The sequence below is a fragment of the Methanorbis furvi genome, from assembly GCF_032714615.1.
GTDB lineage: Archaea > Halobacteriota > Methanomicrobia > Methanomicrobiales > Methanocorpusculaceae > Methanocorpusculum > Methanocorpusculum furvi.
Genome location: NZ_JAWDKA010000006.1, coordinates 82,346 through 98,331, shown reverse-complemented (window position 1 = coordinate 98,331; position 15,986 = coordinate 82,346). Strand labels below are relative to the sequence as shown.

Here is a 15,986-nt window from a genome sequence, read left to right as displayed (position 1 = left end):
ATTTTCCGCATTCCCAAAGCGAATGGATTTATCTGAAATAGGACTTACGCGGTGTGATATTGCAAAAATATCTCAGTTCCTTTTTTTCTGAAAATTGTAAACGGGTAACTGATGAACGTGGTCTCATGTAAAAAAAACCGCCACGGATTTACACAGATGTTTAATTTGCCAATCGCTGTTATCTTGCGTTCGGTCGGGACTCCGGCTAATCGCCTCCGTCCTTTTCGACCTCACTGGATAACAGCTGGCAAATTTTTTCGGTTTTTTGTTGGAGTGGTGAGTGTTGTTTTTCTCATCGTACTCACTCACATTTTTTTCCGAAAATACAATATGTGTGAATCTGTAATTGATTTTTCTCCAAACAAAGCCACATGTACCACTCAACAAAAAACCGAAAAAATTTGCCAGTCATTATCCAGTGAGGTCGAAAAGGACGGAGGCGATTAGCCGAAGTCCCGACCGAACGCAAGATAATGACGATTGGCAAATTTGGAATCCGTGTGAATCCGTGGCGGTTTTTTCACGAGACAACACTTCATCACTCAACAGTACACCACGTAACTCCTACTGAAAAATAATTTTAATAAATTTCTAAAATCGCCTTTGGCGATTTTTTTATTCGCGCTATTCGTGCTATTCGCGTTTCAAAAATCACGTTTCAGAATTCGCGTTTCAAAATATTTTCAAAAAAAAAGATTGTCAAGGAAAAATTATTCCTTAATTTTGATCTCGATGCCGCCAAAGAGTCTGGAGGAGTGGTTAAACGCCCAGGCAGAGATTGCGCCGACGATGAGACCGATAAAGAGGCCGAGGATGGCGTAAAGAATGATCAGCATGAGAGTTTCCAGAAGACCCACACCAAGTCCCGGGATGACACCGATACTAAACGAAAGTCCGATCATTTTACCGATTCCTTCAAGGAATCCGCCAATAGCACCAAGGACAGCGAAGATACCGCCAAGAACAAATGCGGCGGACGAGACACCAATATACTCGATTTTCATGGTTATACCTTAGTTAGCATTTACATTTCACCCATATATATCCATGGGTTTTCGGTGCGCTGCATTTTTTTAACCCCGAGTCTTTCACAAAAAAAACAGGGCACGTAAAATTTCACGAAGTCAGAAAAAATTCATTTCCATGATATTTTTTCGTGAAATTCCGTTGACTGAACTACAGCCCGGAAACAAGCGAGGAGAGGAGAGCGACCGTGCCTGCTTTGCTCAGCGGCTGGTTGTTGTTTCCGCATTTCGGTGAATGGATGCAGGACGGGCAGCCGGTTTCACACGAGCAGCCTGCCACCATGTCGCGGGCGAGCCGGATGATCTCAGGAAAAATGGCGGCGGCTTTTTCTGCGAGACCGACGCCGCCAGGGACTCCATCATAGATGAAGATCGCTGCGTCTCCTGCATCAGGGTGGAAGGGTGTTGACACGCCGCCGATATCCGAGCGGTCGCAGAGGACATGGACCGGCATTGCGGCAATCAGGGCATGTTCTGCACCATGCAGAGCTCCGGCAATTTCGGCAGGCGTGATGACGCCTTCGGCATCAGGGGTGATCCAGCAGGCTTTGGTGGTGAACTCCATCGCAGGAGTCTCCAGAGGATGAGTTGCCACAATCTGATCGTACTCAAGGACCGAGTAGCCGAGCATCTGGGTTGAGACGAGGACCGAGCCGTAGTGAACGAAAAGGCTGCCGTGTTTGCAGGTTTTTTCGCGCGAGAGGATGCGGATATCGGTTGTGTGAAGCGAACGCGTGCGGTAGTTGTCCTGGGATTTTTTCACGCGGATGACGAGATTTTTGCGGTCGGTCTCTTCCACAACGTACCGCTCGCCCTGATGAAAGATGACGGCTCCGGGATATGCCTCGCGAAACATCTGGTACTCATCCATTGTTTCGAGCACCGTGTTTTTGAAAACAACCGTCCATGTGCCGGAACTTTTGCCGGAGAGCGAGACCTTCTGCGCAGGAGGTTCGGTGCCGCAGTAGACAAAACCTTTGGGAGTGCTGGCGATGAGATGTTCGTCTTTGAGGGCCGGAAGAATATCTGCGGCGGTCTCGCCGAAGTATGCAGCATCGCGTTCGGTGCGGTACGGGAGCTCGGCCGCTGCACAGAGAAGATGGTCACGCAGGACGTAAGGATTCTCCAGATCCAGAATCGGCTGTTCGCACGGTGCGTCAAAGAAGGCGTCCGGGTGACGCATAAAATACTGGTCGAGTGGATTCTGCTGGGCAACAAAGGTGATGAGCGCGTCCTTTCCGGCGCGGCCTGCCCGACCTGCCTGCTGACGGACCGACATCATGGTTCCCGGAAATCCGCTGATGATCACCGAGTCAAGACCGCCGACATCGATGCCGAGCTCAAGGGCATTCGTGCTGATGACACCTGAGAGATCGCCTTCTTTCAGATTTTTCTCGATGTTTCGCCGTTCATTCGGGCGGTATCCGCCGCGATAGGAGGAGATGCCGGTGTTTGGCATATCCTCGCGGCATCTCATGGCAGTAATCTCAGCCATGTTGCGGGATTTGGTGAAGCAGAGTGTCTGCATGCCGCTCTGCACCTGATCGCGGATGAGATCAGCGGTCGCGGTAATGCTGCTCTTGCCGGATGCTGAAGGATTGTAGAGCCGGAACGTCTGCTTCGCACGAGGTGATCCGTCATTGGCTATCTCAACTGCCGGAAGGCCGGTGAGAGTTTCTGCAAACGTTTCGGCTCCTCCGATGGTTGCCGACGATAAGACAAACTGCGGACGAGCGTCATAGTAGCTGCAGATGCGCCGAAGCCTTCTGAGGAGGAGGGCGATATGGGAGCCGAAGACCCCGCGGTAACGGTGAGCTTCGTCGATGACGACCGCGCCAAGATTCGTCCAGAAATCGCCCCACTGCGTTCTCCACGCGAGAATCTGGTGCAGCTCGTACATGTTGGTGAGAATTATTCGGGAGCTTGATCTGATCCTGCCTCTGGCTTCGCGGGGCGTGTCACCATCATAGATCGCAGGCCGTGTTTTTGCGCCGAGATCTTTGTCGAGTTTATCGAAGACTGCAAGCTGGTCGCGGGTCAGAGCTTTCGTCGGGTAGATGAAAAGCGCGGTCGCATCACGATTCTGCATCAGCTTTTCAAAGACCGGCAACGCGTAGGCAAGGGTTTTTCCTGACGCCGTGGGTGTTGTGAGGATGATATTTTTTCCGGCGGTGACTGCGTCATACGCATCAGCCTGATGGGTGTAGAGCGAGATTCCGCGGTTCGCCAGATATCCTGCAACCGCGGGCGACATCTGTGTCGCCGGGGTTTTGTATGCGGCGGGTCGGGCTTCAAACACCCGTGTATGCATCTCAGGAATTTCCATACATTATCTCCGTCTGTTTTGCGAGCAGCAGGGCAAGGCTTGTGACATCGCTTCTGTTGTGATCAACAATTTCTTTGAGCGGGTCGGGATTACCGGTCCGCAGATATCTCTGATAGTAAACCGGCACGAGGTAGCCGGGGAGGTCGTCCTCTCTGCCGCAGCCGAGCACATACTCCTCAACCGTGCCAAGACAGCAGTCAGGCAGGTCGGCTCTGAACAATCTCCGTGAGGGGTGAAGGAGGTCGAAATGAAGGTTTGGTCTGCACTCGCGTTCGCCGTAGTAGGCGAGACGGTTGTTGGTGAACGGAAGATCGAAAGATCTGCCGTTGTAAGTGACGAGCACCGGATGGTTTCGCATGGTGTCTGCAACAACTTCGAGGGCCGGCAGTTCTTCGCCGATGTTTCGCAGCAGATACTGGGTGACGCGGAGGTTTTCTCCGTCGCAGATACCGCAGCCGAAGAGAATTATCGGCGAGTGCACCATGCCGAGCGTCTCGATGTCGAAGAAGAGAAGATCATCCCGCGGAACAACCGCACCAAATCCGGTGAGGAGGGGATCTGCACCGCGGCCTTTGTTCGTAAACAACCGGATGATCTCTTTGGGCGAACCGTTTCTGATGATTTCTTTAATTTCGTTCGCCTCGGCCTTCCAGTTGGTGCGCCGCAGATCGTCCAGCGTCTGAATGCCGCGGCGTCTGCACATTCGCTCCCGTTCCGGTCCGATACCGCGGACAAGGCTGAGCTCCTGCATCAGCCGCTCACGGAGAGCCTCTTCAGCGAGAAAAACATCCGGCATCGGATGTACTGACTCAACAGCAAGGCAGGAGCCGTTTGGTGTTTCTGTCTCCCATACCTCTGCCTTACTGTTTCGCCGGCCTGCTGCCGCAGTTCTCAGCGACAGTGCCTGCGTGAATGTCTGTTCCAGTGCCTGAATCATTCCGGGACTCTCCGACATCCGGCAGTTTATGCAATAAGATAGCTCGGGTCGCGAAGCGAAGAGATCATGTTGCCAGGCGTTCCCGCAGCATACCAGCAGAGCTTGGAAAGCTGGTTTTTGCGCTGAATTGCTGTGTACTGTGCTGCACGTTCTGCCATTGAAACTAATGCTGTACTTGTCATGATCAAACATCAGAATGAGAGAATATAAACCCCGGACCGCGCGTACTGAAAGTGCCCGTTTTCGCATGTGGCCTCGTTTGAAATAACCACGGAATGCACGGAAAAAGTAAGAATATGAGTATGTGTGTCTGTTATCGTTTGGAAATGACGACTTCCTTAGCTCTTCAGTGCATTCCGGCGCCGCAGGCGTTCTCCGTGCATTATCATATTTTCCGTGAAGCTCCGTGTACTCCGTGCATTCCGTGGTTGCCTCAAACGAAGCCACATCCAAAAAGGACCCAAAAAACGAAAATCACTTTTCAGACATTACAAACAAACACCCCAAACCCGTATCTTTACAACCCACCGCACCCAACAATAAAATAGATTTTCCATGCTTGAGATCAGCAATCTTCATGTGGAAGTTGGCGGACGCGAAGTCCTTCACGGCGTTAGTCTGAAGATTAACGACGGCGAAACCCATGTCCTCCTTGGCCCGAACGGCTCGGGAAAAACCACCCTTCTGCGCACAATAATGGGATTTGGCAGCTCCCGGGTCACCAGCGGCAAAATACTCTTCAACGGCGTTGACGTCACCGACAAGGCAGTCCACGAACGGGCAGAGCTTGGAATGGGCATCATGTTCCAGCGGCCGCCCACCATCTCCGGCTTAAAGCTCGGCAAGTTCCTCACCGCGACCACCAAGATAGGCGAAGAACATATCCCCGAACTTGCAGAGCGGATGCACATGACCAAGTTCCTTGACCGCGACGTCAACGCAGGATTCTCCGGCGGCGAGATCAAACGCAGCGAAGTCCTCCAGCTCATGGTCCAGAACCCGTCCTTTGTCATGCTCGACGAACCCGAAAGCGGTGTCGACGTCGAAAACATGGAGCTGCTCGGCAACGCCGCAGCAACCCTCCTCGAAAAAGACCAGCACATGATCAACCGCACCAAATCCGGCCTTATCATCACCCATACCGGCTACATCCTCGACTACATTGAGGCTGACGTCGGCCATGTCTTAATCGACGGACAGATGCGGTGTAGCGGAAACCCGCGGGAAATTCTCCGGAGTGTCAAGACATCCGGCTACAAGGAGTGTATCGCATGCCAGAAATGAACGGCTTTGACGCCATCAGCAAAGAAGATAAGGAACGCCTCGCACTCACCGGAATCCAGACCGATTCACTCGAAGGACGGGCAGGAAGTTTCCTTCTGGTCAACGACCATGTTCTGCACGCAGGCTCCAACGCAGAAGGCGTTGAAGTCATGATGATCGACAAAGCCCTCGAAAAATACTCGTGGTTGTCGGAATACTGCTGGAAAATTGTTCCAAAGGACAAAGACCAGTATACCCAATATGTCGCCGACCATCCGCAGAGAGGCTACGTCATCATCGCCCGCAAAGGAGCAAAGACCACCTTCCCTCTCCAGAGCTGCATGTTCCTTCAGGGAGACTCCATTCAGGCAGTGCACAATATTGTAATCGCCGAAGAGGGAGCTGAGGTTCACTTGATTGCAGGCTGCGCGAGTTCGTTTGCAACCAAAGAAGGAGCTCACTACGGTATCAATGAGATCTATGTCGGCAAGGACGCAAAAGTCACCTCAACGATGATTCACACCTGGGGCGAACAGATCGAGGTGTTCCCGCGGACCGCATCGATCGTGGAAGAAGGCGGAACCTTCATCTCAAACTATGTCTGCATGAAGCCGACAAAGATGGTGCAGATGTACCCGACCGCCTATCTCCGCGGTAAAGGAGCGGTCGCCAGATTCTCAGGCGTGATTGTGGCGGGCCCGGGCTCGCACATCGACTCAGGATCGCGCGCAGTTCTCGAGGCACCCGAAACGAGTGCAGAGCTGATCACCCGCGCCATCACAAACGGCGGAACGATCATCTCGCGCGGTGCAATCATTGCCCATGTGCCGCAGACGAAGGGACACATTGAGTGTCGCGGCCTTATCCTAAAAGACGGCATTATGCATGCGATCCCTGAGATCGACGGCCGTGTTACGGATGTGGAACTCTCTCACGAAGCAGCGGTCGGCAAAATCGCCCGCGATGAGATCGAGTACCTGATGGCGCGCGGTCTTTCAGAAGAAGAGGCAACGGCAACGATCATCCGCGGATTCCTTGATGTGCGCATCGAGGGACTCCCGGACGCACTGCAGAAGCAGATCGACGATGCGATCGACTCTGCAGATCATGGATTCTAAGATGAAAATTTATGATGTGACCCGGGCGCTTGCTCCCGGGATGTATGTGTACCCCGGCGATCCCGAGTTTGTGCGAACTGCGCAAAAATCGGGAGAATCAACGATCTCAGCTCTCTCGCTCGGCACACATACCGGAACCCACATCGATGCACCAGCGCATTACTTTCCTGCGGGCACAACCATTGATGAACTGCCACTTAGTTCATTGATTACGATCGCCGAGGTTGTTTCGTTCGGCGCTCTGTTTTCCCACACGAGTTCTGCTGTTCTGTTCCGCTCAGGATATCATGACGCGGACGAAAATTATCCTGAGCTTTCCGAGAAGGAGGCAGAGTATCTGATCTCCTCCGGAGTAAAGGTTGTCGGCTGCGATACGCCGTCAATCGGCAGCGGTGCGGTTCACCGCATTCTGCTCGCAGCAGGTATCGCAATTATTGAGCTGCTGGACCTGGCCCAGGTTCCCGACGGAATGTATCACATGTTTGCTCTGCCGCTGAAAATCCGAGGAGCTGACGCGGCTCCTGCGCGGGTTGTGCTGCTGGAGGATGAGGAATGATTTTACATGATGCAGTTTCACGCCTGCAGGAGGTTTCTGCAGGCGCAGGATGCGAGGATGGAGATTTACAGTATGCTCCGCTGCCGAAGCATCACGTCTGCCGGTTTTGCCGCGGCAGTTGTCTTGGTGTTGAGTACGGCGGGCGGGTTGCTGAGATCAGTTCAACCGAACCGTTTTCGGCGCGAATGATGCTTGCCCATCTGTATGATGCGCCGCTGAAGTCAGAGAAAACGCGGGCGGCGGCTGCCGGCGCACTGACTGCTGCTGCGGGGTTTCTGATGATCACGCGAAAGCTCGGGCCGTGCCCAACGGTGAACTTCGATGACTGTCTGGAGGAACTCGTCAGCCGCTGCGCAGGAAAGCTTGTGTATGTTATCGGCGATGATATTCCAGGTATTCGTCAGGCATTGTTCGCCGAAGAGGCTGAGCTGGTGGTTGTGACCGGCGATGCCCTTCTGACTGATGAGGGGCTGGCCGAGATTGATGAGGCGCGTGTTCTTGGTAAGGAGATGCTGTTTCTCGGACCTGAGTGGTCAGGTGTTGCCGGACTGCTCGGGCTGGAGCACTGGTGTCCGTACGGGACGTAACTATTTTTCAACCCGATCCCATAACTGAATGTTTTTCCGCCTGAGAAGCCCTATCAACAGATAAAACTGATTGAGGACAAAACTGCTCAGGAGATTATCCGGTTTTATCACAGAGAAGATCAGCACTATAATAACAAGCAGTACAACTGCCAGACCGTAGAGTACTGACCAGAGGAAAAAACCTGCACAAAGAAGTACTGCAGAGGCCACAAACAACAGCGGTGAGTACAGCAGCATCCATTTGCGGAGAGGAAAAATCTGCTTCCAGAACAGTTTTCTCTTATCACTATATGATGACTGAAAATGACAGGTACTGTGTATCAGACCATCAGCACGACGAATTTTCTGATGATACTGTTCACGAAATGACACCGGCTGCAGCTCGTACGCCACTGCATCAGCAGCATATATTGCCCGGTATCCATTTGCAATACAGGTTAGTGCAAGATTTGCATCATCAGCACCGGTAGCCTCTTCAATCTGTGGTACGGCAGATTTTTTGAAAGCAATCAGCGGACCGTTGAAGTTGTATGTTGAGTCGATTGTACTGTCGTACTCGCACATTTTTCCGTAAACAGAACGGTAAGCACCCTCCGAACCGGTAACACTCCGGGTTGAACCAACCGGAATCAGATCAGCACACACAGCACCAACTTCAGGGTCCTGAAGATATGCCACAAGTTTTGCAAGAGCATCTGGTTTTGTAGTGATATCCGCATCAGTGAATACAATGATATCATCCTCAACTGCTGAAAGCATCATATTCTGACATCGTATCTTTCCAAGGCGCGATTTCGGTTCGATCAACTGTGATTTAATCGGGCTGTGCAGCAGAGACTCTTTTGCGGCAGCACTTGTTGCAGGGTCTGCTCCGTCATTGACCACATACAAAGTAAGCCGGTCTTTAGGATACTGGGACTGAAAAACGTCCTCAATACGTGTTTTAACGAGATTACCCTCTTTATAAGCATTGATCACAACACTGATCGACGGATAGGAGATGATCTCCGGAGCAGAAACAGAGGGTAGTGTTCTGATTTTCAAAAGATAAGAGAGGTAAGGATATACTGCAGCACATCCGATGCCAAGTCCGCATATTATCAGGATGAGAGATGGTACAGCTATCATATATTCTATTGTTATTGCAGGTTGGATGAAATGATTGTTCCGCTTTCCCCAACTACTTTATCTAATGAGACACTCAGATTATAGATATAATTCATCCCCAGTGATACGTATGGATATGAGCTTTTGGAACGATCGTCGATATCGTTATGGAATCCTTGGAGGAGTAGTACTTATCCTTACGGTACTGGCCTTCTGGATACGCATACTGCCGTTTCCGGATCTGGCCGGAACCGGCGATATGATTGCAGGACCGGATGCCTGGTACAATCTCCGGCTTATCGAAGCAGCACTTGCAAACAACTTCGGATTCATTCATTTTGAAGCGATGACGTTGTACCCGACCGGTCAGGATATTGTCTGGGGTCCTCTGTTCACCTGGATTGCAGCAGCAGTCGCAGCAGTTGCAGGAGCAGCAACTCGCCCAGAAATAATTGATGCGGCCGGATGGGTCCCAGCCCTGATGGGTGCTGCAATGGTTCCGGTTATGTACTGGTTTGGCGCCAGAATCGGCAACTGGAAAACTGGTCTTATCTCAGCCTTGTTTATTGCCGTGATCGGTGGTCAGTATCTGTCCAGATCTCTCTACGGACACCTGGATCACCATATTGCAGAAACATTGTTTTCAACATTCTTCTGCCTCCTGTATGTGGTATCCCTCTATGCTCTGAAGGAGCACAAAATCAATTTTAAAGAGTATGCAACCCTGAAAATTCCGGTGCTATATGGAATCATCTGTGGCATTGCCTACCTGCTCAGTCTCCTGACCATGTCAACTATGGTCGTGTTCGGTCTGTTTGTTGCACTCTTCACCCTGATTCAGTTCATCCTTGACCATCGTGCCGGGAAGCCAACAGAGTATTTACTTGTTCTGAATGTGATCACATTTGCTATTGTTGTAATCGGCATGCTGATCTACGGAATACAGGATACCGGCTTTGGTTTTGTATCATACTCGCTTGGAGTACTTTTTGCTCATATCGGCCTGATCATTGGAACGATCGTCCTCTATGCGATATCGAAGATACTGACAAAGAAAAAACAGCCATGGTATTACTTCCCGGCAGCCCTCGCCGGCATCGTTATCATTGGAGTTGGCATCGTGGCAGTTGCCCTTCCGACTCTCTTCAGTTCGGCAGTGGGTTCCCTTAATATGTTCTTCTCTCAGGGAGCAGCCCAGTCCACCATCGCCGAAATGGCATCCTGGTCCATGGAAGGAGCATTCAACTCCTACAACTGGGGCATCCTGCTTGCAGCAGGTGGATTTATCTATCTCCTCTACCAGGTCTGGAAACACGAGGAGCCGGGAGCATTGTTTGTTCTCATCTGGTCAGCCCTCATGATACTTGCAACCATCCAGCATGTCCGGTGGGAGTATTATGTCGCGGCAAACATCGCACTTCTTGCAGCAGTCGCAGTCGGATGGGCAATTGATTTTGCGCAAAAGGATCTTCTCAAGATAGTCGGAAAGCAGGAATCCAAAACCTCGGATGAAACTCCGGCAAAGAAAGGCAAAAAAACTGCGGCAAAAGCAGCAGCAGGACCTGACTGGATCAAAGTCGGTATTTTTGCAATTGTAGCAGTCATCGCCATAGGATTTGTGGCAACCTCTGCCGCAGCTGCAGTACAGACCGGCTCAAATTACGGCAAGTACGGCGGAACCGAAAAAGACTGGATCTCAGAAACAACCTGGATGCTGAATGGAACTCCGGAGACCGGTGTTGACTATCTCACCATCTATGAAAAAGACGGTTTTGTGTATCCTGAAGAGTCCTATGGTGTTATGTCCTGGTGGGACTATGGCCACTATATCACTACCATCGCAAAACGCATCCCGAACAGCAATCCTTTCCAGGCAGGAGTAGCCGGAGAGTACGGTGCTGCAGCAGTGCTGACGAGCACCAACGAGTCGGCTGTCATGGAAAAACTGGATCACCTTGGCACCCGCTATGTCATGACCGACTACCAGATGGCAGGCGGCAAGTTCGGTGCAATGGCAATCTGGAACGACTCGGTTGCACAGCTGAGCCCGTACTTCTACACGTTGCTGCAGAACAGCAACGGCCAGCTCTCCTATGTGCAGGCATACACGCCCGAGTACTATAACACGCTGACTGTTAGGCTGCAGAACTTTGACGGATCGATGACGAGCCCTGGAGACGTGGCATATATTGAGACCGATTCTTCGGCTGGTTACGGCTATCCGGTCATCACCAACATGAAAGCATTCGCCAATGCATCGGATGCATGGGCGGCGGCTGATCAGTACAACTCCCTTTCGGCATCGACAACAAAGCATGCCTATGTTGTTGCAAATCCGTCAAGTGTCACAAAGGGATATCTCCCGAGTGTGACCATTCCTGCACTCCAGCACTTCCGCCTCGTGCATGAGTCCCCAACCTATGTGATGACCAATGGTCAGGCGGCAAACCAGCCGATTGAAGGCGGCAACGCATGGGTCAAGAGCTTTGAGTATGTGCCCAGCGCAGTGATTAAAGGAGACGGCATCATTGAGGTGAACGTTGTCACCAACAATGGAAGGACCTTCACCTATCGTCAGGAGAGTGTGGACGGCCAGTTCATTGTCCCATACTCCACCTCAGGCAGCACATACGATGTAAAGACTACCGGGCCCTATACGATTGTTGGTACCGGCAAGACCTTTGAGGTCTCTGAAGAGGCTGTGATGAACGGCCTCTCCATCAACTAAATCTTTTTTTAATTCGCAGAGTTGTTTTAGACCTGAATTCCTGTATGGCTCATGAATAAAGGTGCAAAGCCTCCCGTAACCACATCTTTATACCCAGCAAGTATCCAACATACTATTATGAGCACGCTTGCGATCGGGCAGACGGTGCGATACGGAAGGACAGGAACCGTCGGGAAAATTGTTGCTCTGACTGAGGAGAACGGATCCGCATTTGCCGAGCTTGACAGTACCGGACTCTACTACCGTATCGACCAGCTCACTGCAATCAGTGATGTTGTCCATAAAGAAACCGAAAACAGGGATTTCAGAAAGGATCTCGAACAGGAACAGGAAAAGTTCCGCGAGATGAATGAAAGCGCCTGGCAAAACACCGACCAGAGTTGCGAAGGCGGAGGATAAACAAAACTCCGGGCCTTTGGCCCGTGTGTTTTTCCTCTTTTTTGAAAAAAATTAATTGACCGGAATTGTTGTCAGCTTTACCGACTCAACACCTTTGAGAGCCATCAGTTTTTCTGCGACCTCCTTGAGTTTCACACCGTCACCACGGACAAGAATAACCTCAAGACAGCGCTCGTCATTCACATGCGCATGCAGGGTGGACTGAATGGTGTCACGGTGTTCGTGCTGGATCTCTGTAATCGTCTGCATCAGGCCGCGGTGATCATGATCATAAACCATGGTGATCACGCCCTGACGTTCACCTTTTACATCAGACATCCATTCATAATACGTGATATAGCTGCGGATTGCATCGCGGATGCCTTCCGATCGTGAGGAGTAACCGCGAAGTCCGATGATTCCGTCGAATTTATCCAGTAAATTCTGTGGAAGGGATATTCCTATGCGTGAAAGCTCCGAGTCTCCAACCATAATATATTATCATATCTGTCTGTTCATATTTTATTCTTCTTACGTAATCTTATGTTGCGGGAAGATTTGTCATACGAAGTCTGCTAAGAATTATGTTCACCGATATGACAGATTTATCTGCAGAAATTTTTGACGTGTGAGAGTCTTCGAATTGGCCCGGATATGTGCAAAATAAAAATGAGAAATGGGAATCGCGGGTCGCGAACATGCGTTTCGCAGGCGACCCGGCAATAATAATGCAAAGACGGTTTATCACACAAATATATCTGTTCGGAAGTCGATTATATAAGGTTGAGGAGGTTTTGGTTTCTTTGCATGATCCTACAATACCAAACGTAAATATCGGCGTGGTAGGCCACGTTGACCACGGGAAGACCACCCTGGTCAGCCAGCTTACCGGCTCATGGACAGACCGCCACAGTGAAGAGCTGAAGCGCGGTATCTCCATCCGTCTCGGTTACGCTGACGCGACGTTTTACAAATGCCCGAAATGCCAGGGCCCGGAGTCCTGGTCGAATACTGATACATGCCAAATTTGCGGCGGAAAACTTGAACCGGTCCGGTCCGTCTCCTTTGTAGACGCACCCGGCCACGAAACCCTGATGGCAACCATGCTTTCAGGCTCTGCAATCATGGACGGCGCAATGCTGGTCATTGCCGCAAACGAGCCGTGTCCGCAGCCGCAGACAAAAGAGCATCTGATGGCGCTTGAACTGACCGGCATCACCAACATCATCATCGTTCAGAATAAGATTGACGTGGTGCCCCAGAAGCAGGCAATTGAAAACTACAAACAGATCAAAGCGTTTGTGAAGGGAACGGTTGCAGAAAACGCACCGATCATTCCGGTCTCAGCCCAGAAAAAGATCAACTTCGGTGTCTTAATCGATGCGCTGAACACCATCATCCCGGACACAGAACGTGATGCTGATGTTCCGCCGATCATGCTGATCGCGCGGTCCTTTGATGTCAACCGTCCGGGAAGTTCTTGGCGCGACATCAAGGGCGGTGTCATCGGCGGGTCTTTGATCCGCGGTGAGTTCCGTGAAGGGGACGATATTGAAATCCGTCCGGGCAGACAGTACATGTCTGAGAACAAGGCAAAATGGGAGCCGATTACAACCAAGATTACCTCCACGAACAAGGCCTCCCACAAAGTTGCCGTGGCAACCCCGGGCGGTCTTTCGGCAATTGGTACGAAACTTGATCCGGCGATCACCAAAAGCGACACACTTGTCGGACAGGTTGCCGGAGCGATCGGATCCCTTCCGCCGGTCTGGGACAAACTGAAGTTTGACATGACCTTAATGGACCGCGTGGTAGGTTCTGCATCAGAACAGAACATTGAGCCGCTGCGGCTGAAAGAGCCGCTGATGTTGTCTGTCGGCACCGCCGTTACGGTCGGTATCGTCATGGCTGCAAAGAAAAATCAGGCAGAGGTTATCCTCAAACGCCCGGTCTGTGCGGAACTCGGTTCCCGGATTGCAATCAGCCGGCAGGTTGGTGGCAGATGGCGTCTGATCGGTATGGGCATCCTGACCGAGTAACGGTCGTTCTGGATACCAATGCTCTGATGATGCCTGCCCAGTTTGGCGTGGACCTTTTTGAAGGTCTGCGCGAACTGCTTGGGGGATGTGATGTCATCGTACCTGCCGAGGTGGTGTACGAGCTGCGCGGTCTGACACAGGGGTGCGGGAAAAATGCGGCGGCGGCACGGTTCGGTCTAACCGTTGCCGGACGCTGCACGGTTCTTCCCCCAATCGATGAGGATGTCCCGGTGGATGACAAAGTGATCCGGACAGCAGAGATGTTTAATGCTGTTGTAGTGACCAATGATAGAAAGTTAAGAGACCGCCTGCTCAGTCTCCGCATTCCGGTTGTTGTACTCCGGTCGCGGACAAGGCTTGAGCTGATAGGAAAATGATTTCGACGAGGAGCTAAGGATATGTATTATAAGCTGAAATTAAACGATAAGGTCAGAGTTCCGCCGGAGCGCATGGGCGAGGATCTGAACACCGTTATTCTTGATGTTCTGCAGGAGCAGTTCGAGGGAAGCGTTGACAAGGAGATGGGTATCTTCATCGCGGTGACCGGTGTAGACCGTGTTGGCGATGGTGAGATCATCTACAGCGACGGCGGTGTGTATTATGATGTGGACTTTGAGGCAGTGACGCTTCGTCTGTCGCTGCAGGAAGTTATCGAAGGCGTTGTCGTGGAGACGACGAGCTTTGGTGCGTTCATCTCCCTGGGCCCGATTGATGCGATGCTGCACATGAGTCAGATAACTGATGAGTACATCGATTATGATGAGAAGAACTCCCGGCTTGTCTGTAAGGACACCGGCAGGACACTTGCGGTCGGCGACACGGTGCGCGCACGCGTGGTTGCTCTGTCGCTGAACGAACGCGAGCCGCGTGAGTCGAAGATCGGTCTTACCATGCGTCAGCCGGGTCTTGGAACGCTTGCATGGATTGAGGATGAGCGCAACCGCGAGCAGGCTGAGAAGGAGCGGAAGTAATGGCACCGAAGCGGACGTCGAAGAAGATGCTGCAGGCATGCCGGAACTGTCACAAGGTGCTTGAGGCCGATAAGGTCCAGTGTCCGGAGTGTCAGGGTAATGCACTGACAACCGAGTGGTTCGGGTATCTGGTTATCATCGATTCCCGCCATTCGGATGTTGCGAAAAAGATGAATATCGACTACAACGGCCGTTACGCCCTTAAGGTCAGATAATGCTTGTTCTCCCGTCGGAACACCGAGGGCTGTTCAAGCAGCCTTTTGGAACCCTTTTTCCCGAATTTTCTGATATTGTTCCGATGATCTCCGGCAGAATGCTGTGTACGGTTGGTGATGTGGTGACACATTCGGCGCTGTCGCGCGGAATTATTCCTGCTGTAGGGGTTATCGATGGTCTGACGATGCGGTCCCCGTATCTTGAGATGCCTGAGATCTCCCAGCATATTCTGCATGTGAAAAATCCTGCCGGAACGATCACCGATGAGCTGGTGGAAACGCTTGCAGAGGCGGTCACATCGACGCCATGCGTGATTATGGTGGATGGAGAAGAGGATCTTGCGGTTCTCCCGCTGATCGGGCTTCTGCCTGATGATGCACTGGTGATCTACGGCCAGCCAAACGAAGGTGTGGTTCTCTGTTCAGTGACGCCTGAGCTGCGGCAGCGTGCGGATTATCTTTTGTCCTGTTTTGTTCGTTGTTGAACTGGGCCACTTGTTCATTTTTAATTCTGTGTCGCCCACGGAAAACACTGAACACACCGAATTCCACAGAAAAAAAAACATCACGGAGCAGACGTGAACATCACAGAATACTAAATAATCTATTCCGTGTTGTTCACGTCTGCTCCGTGATGTTGATAATTTCCGTGTGTTCGGTGTTTTCCGTGGGCGGCTCATGAATAGAGGTGCTACGCCTAAGAATGCACCAGTATTAAATATCCTGCATTCCAATA

17 protein-coding genes are annotated in these 15,986 nt (G+C 51.5%); 11 read left to right on the top strand and 6 right to left on the bottom strand.

The features are described from left to right. Nucleotides 1–710: 710 nt before the first annotated feature. From McpAg1_RS06525 to McpAg1_RS06510, 4 genes are all read right to left on the bottom strand, one after another. Nucleotides 711–1,004, bottom strand: coding sequence for a hypothetical protein (locus tag McpAg1_RS06525; protein WP_338094493.1), 294 nt, complete (start codon nt 1,002–1,004; stop codon nt 711–713). 172 nt (nt 1,005–1,176) lie between these two features. After that, nucleotides 1,177–3,351 carry a DEAD/DEAH box helicase gene (locus tag McpAg1_RS06520; protein WP_338094492.1) on the bottom strand — a complete coding sequence of 725 codons (2,175 nt, stop codon included), beginning with the start codon at nt 3,349–3,351 and terminating at the stop codon, nt 1,177–1,179. Then, nucleotides 3,338–4,288: a ribonuclease H-like domain-containing protein gene (locus McpAg1_RS06515; protein ID WP_338094491.1), complete on the bottom strand. Its 951-nt coding sequence runs from the start codon at nt 4,286–4,288 to the stop codon at nt 3,338–3,340. The genes McpAg1_RS06520 and McpAg1_RS06515 overlap by 14 nt, the downstream gene beginning before the upstream one ends. A gap of 26 nt (nt 4,289–4,314) precedes the next feature. Next, a complete protein-coding gene (locus McpAg1_RS06510) occupies nt 4,315–4,470 on the bottom strand; it encodes a hypothetical protein (protein WP_338094490.1) in 156 nt (51 codons plus the stop codon). Nucleotides 4,471–4,843: 373 nt separating this feature from the next. Here McpAg1_RS06510 and McpAg1_RS06505 point away from each other — a divergent pair, with 373 nt between their 5' ends. Genes McpAg1_RS06505 through McpAg1_RS06490 form a run of 4 tightly spaced genes read left to right on the top strand, consistent with a single transcriptional unit; the run spans nt 4,844 to nt 7,812 of the window. Continuing rightward, a complete protein-coding gene (locus McpAg1_RS06505) occupies nt 4,844–5,572 on the top strand; it encodes an ABC transporter ATP-binding protein (protein WP_338094489.1) in 729 nt (242 codons plus the stop codon). Beyond that, nucleotides 5,560–6,669 carry a SufB/SufD family protein gene (locus McpAg1_RS06500; protein WP_338094488.1) on the top strand — a complete coding sequence of 370 codons (1,110 nt, stop codon included), beginning with the start codon at nt 5,560–5,562 and terminating at the stop codon, nt 6,667–6,669. The genes McpAg1_RS06505 and McpAg1_RS06500 overlap by 13 nt, the downstream gene beginning before the upstream one ends. Then, nucleotides 6,659–7,225 (top strand): cyclase family protein, encoded by a 567-nt coding sequence (locus tag McpAg1_RS06495; RefSeq protein WP_338094487.1) that lies wholly within the window; start codon nt 6,659–6,661, stop codon nt 7,223–7,225. Before McpAg1_RS06500 ends, McpAg1_RS06495 begins: the two co-directional genes overlap by 11 nt. Further along, complete coding sequence (locus McpAg1_RS06490) at nt 7,222–7,812, top strand: hypothetical protein (protein WP_338094486.1); 591 nt, start codon at nt 7,222–7,224, stop codon at nt 7,810–7,812. The genes McpAg1_RS06495 and McpAg1_RS06490 overlap by 4 nt, the downstream gene beginning before the upstream one ends. Here the strand turns inward: McpAg1_RS06490 and McpAg1_RS06485 are convergent, their stop codons facing one another. Next, nucleotides 7,813–8,940, bottom strand: a complete 1,128-nt coding sequence (locus tag McpAg1_RS06485; RefSeq protein WP_338094485.1) for a glycosyltransferase — start codon at nt 8,938–8,940, stop codon at nt 7,813–7,815. Nucleotides 8,941–9,055: 115 nt separating this feature from the next. Here McpAg1_RS06485 and McpAg1_RS06480 point away from each other — a divergent pair, with 115 nt between their 5' ends. After that, complete coding sequence (locus tag McpAg1_RS06480) at nt 9,056–11,647, top strand: oligosaccharyl transferase, archaeosortase A system-associated (RefSeq protein WP_338094484.1); 2,592 nt, start codon at nt 9,056–9,058, stop codon at nt 11,645–11,647. A gap of 117 nt (nt 11,648–11,764) precedes the next feature. Then, on the top strand, nt 11,765–12,046 hold the full coding sequence (locus tag McpAg1_RS06475) for a DUF2098 domain-containing protein (protein ID WP_338094483.1): 282 nt from the start codon (nt 11,765–11,767) through the stop codon (nt 12,044–12,046). Between the two features lie 51 nt (nt 12,047–12,097). On the opposite strand, the gene nikR is transcribed toward McpAg1_RS06475, so the two are convergent. After that, complete coding sequence (gene nikR / locus McpAg1_RS06470; protein WP_338094482.1) at nt 12,098–12,517, bottom strand: nickel-responsive transcriptional regulator NikR; 420 nt, start codon at nt 12,515–12,517, stop codon at nt 12,098–12,100. A 311-nt stretch (nt 12,518–12,828) separates the two neighbouring features. Between nikR and McpAg1_RS06465 the strand changes: the two genes are divergently transcribed. From McpAg1_RS06465 to McpAg1_RS06445, 5 genes are read left to right on the top strand one after another with little or no spacing between them, the layout of a single operon-like run. Then, nucleotides 12,829–14,064 carry a translation initiation factor IF-2 subunit gamma gene (locus tag McpAg1_RS06465; RefSeq protein ID WP_338094481.1) on the top strand — a complete coding sequence of 412 codons (1,236 nt, stop codon included), beginning with the start codon at nt 12,829–12,831 and terminating at the stop codon, nt 14,062–14,064. Further along, a complete protein-coding gene (locus tag McpAg1_RS06460; protein WP_338094480.1) occupies nt 14,028–14,441 on the top strand; it encodes a type II toxin-antitoxin system VapC family toxin in 414 nt (137 codons plus the stop codon). The genes McpAg1_RS06465 and McpAg1_RS06460 overlap by 37 nt, the downstream gene beginning before the upstream one ends. A 21-nt stretch (nt 14,442–14,462) precedes the next feature. Continuing rightward, nucleotides 14,463–15,035 carry a DNA-directed RNA polymerase gene (locus tag McpAg1_RS06455; RefSeq protein ID WP_338094479.1) on the top strand — a complete coding sequence of 191 codons (573 nt, stop codon included), beginning with the start codon at nt 14,463–14,465 and terminating at the stop codon, nt 15,033–15,035. Beyond that, on the top strand, nt 15,035–15,250 hold the full coding sequence (gene spt4, locus McpAg1_RS06450; protein WP_338094478.1) for a transcription elongation factor subunit Spt4: 216 nt from the start codon (nt 15,035–15,037) through the stop codon (nt 15,248–15,250). The genes McpAg1_RS06455 and spt4 overlap by 1 nt, the downstream gene beginning before the upstream one ends. Continuing rightward, entirely contained in the window at nt 15,250–15,735 is a 486-nt protein-coding gene (locus McpAg1_RS06445) for a GTP-dependent dephospho-CoA kinase family protein (RefSeq protein ID WP_338094477.1), read from the top strand. Before spt4 ends, McpAg1_RS06445 begins: the two co-directional genes overlap by 1 nt. Nucleotides 15,736–15,986 lie beyond the last annotated feature (251 nt).

Bases quoted from the DNA above. Each gene is read 5' to 3' on its own strand.
- McpAg1_RS06445 (WP_338094477.1), top strand. From the start codon at position 15,250: ATGCTTGTTCTCCCGTCGGAACACCGAGGGCTGTTCAAGCAGCCTTTT.
- nikR (WP_338094482.1), bottom strand. From the start codon at position 12,517: ATGGTTGGAGACTCGGAGCTTTCACGCATAGGAATATCCCTTCCACAG.
- McpAg1_RS06455 (WP_338094479.1), top strand. From the start codon at position 14,463: ATGTATTATAAGCTGAAATTAAACGATAAGGTCAGAGTTCCGCCGGAG.
- McpAg1_RS06485 (WP_338094485.1), bottom strand. From the start codon at position 8,940: ATGATAGCTGTACCATCTCTCATCCTGATAATATGCGGACTTGGCATC.
- McpAg1_RS06525 (WP_338094493.1), bottom strand. From the start codon at position 1,004: ATGAAAATCGAGTATATTGGTGTCTCGTCCGCCGCATTTGTTCTTGGC.
- McpAg1_RS06520 (WP_338094492.1), bottom strand. From the start codon at position 3,351: ATGGAAATTCCTGAGATGCATACACGGGTGTTTGAAGCCCGACCCGCC.
- McpAg1_RS06495 (WP_338094487.1), top strand. From the start codon at position 6,659: ATGGATTCTAAGATGAAAATTTATGATGTGACCCGGGCGCTTGCTCCC.
- McpAg1_RS06505 (WP_338094489.1), top strand. From the start codon at position 4,844: ATGCTTGAGATCAGCAATCTTCATGTGGAAGTTGGCGGACGCGAAGTC.
- McpAg1_RS06475 (WP_338094483.1), top strand. From the start codon at position 11,765: ATGAGCACGCTTGCGATCGGGCAGACGGTGCGATACGGAAGGACAGGA.
- McpAg1_RS06460 (WP_338094480.1), top strand. From the start codon at position 14,028: ATGGCGTCTGATCGGTATGGGCATCCTGACCGAGTAACGGTCGTTCTG.
- McpAg1_RS06515 (WP_338094491.1), bottom strand. From the start codon at position 4,288: ATGATTCAGGCACTGGAACAGACATTCACGCAGGCACTGTCGCTGAGA.
- McpAg1_RS06510 (WP_338094490.1), bottom strand. From the start codon at position 4,470: ATGACAAGTACAGCATTAGTTTCAATGGCAGAACGTGCAGCACAGTAC.
- spt4 (WP_338094478.1), top strand. From the start codon at position 15,035: ATGGCACCGAAGCGGACGTCGAAGAAGATGCTGCAGGCATGCCGGAAC.
- McpAg1_RS06480 (WP_338094484.1), top strand. From the start codon at position 9,056: ATGAGCTTTTGGAACGATCGTCGATATCGTTATGGAATCCTTGGAGGA.
- McpAg1_RS06490 (WP_338094486.1), top strand. From the start codon at position 7,222: ATGATTTTACATGATGCAGTTTCACGCCTGCAGGAGGTTTCTGCAGGC.
- McpAg1_RS06500 (WP_338094488.1), top strand. From the start codon at position 5,560: ATGCCAGAAATGAACGGCTTTGACGCCATCAGCAAAGAAGATAAGGAA.